Source organism: Vibrio sp. T20, assembly GCF_007858795.1.
GTDB classification, from domain to species: domain Bacteria; phylum Pseudomonadota; class Gammaproteobacteria; order Enterobacterales; family Vibrionaceae; genus Vibrio; species Vibrio satsumensis.
Genome location: NZ_VFEB01000051.1, coordinates 1 through 342, shown reverse-complemented (window position 1 = coordinate 342; position 342 = coordinate 1). Strand labels below are relative to the sequence as shown.

Sequence of the window (342 nt, the reverse complement as noted above, 5' to 3'; positions counted from 1 at the left end):
CATACGGTGTTTCAACGAGGGCAAGAGGTACCAAAAACCGTTACTGAACAATCAAGCGTTTGGTGGGTGGGCGCGGTTAACTCAATGAGTGATGCTCACTGGATAGCGGATAAACGCGGGTTGGATGTGAATATCGTGGCGGGGCTAAAGTCTGCCAAGGTCAATAAAGAACGCATTGGTAAACCGATAGCCGAATACTTATTGATTAGTGATTGTATCGGCAACATCGAGCACAAAGCGTTTAACTGTCAGTCCGGCTCTAAGCTCAATTTAAACTACCGTTAATCGACCTTTTTAACCTATAGGTTACCCGTTCAACCTATAGGTTACTTTCCCTTCCTT

At 45.0% G+C, this 342-nt stretch carries 1 pseudogene; it reads left to right on the top strand.

The features are described 5' to 3' along the window. A pseudogene (locus FTW16_RS03030) lies at positions 1 to 285 on the top strand (hypothetical protein); the annotation flags it as partial. Positions 286 to 342: the final 57 nt, after the last annotated feature.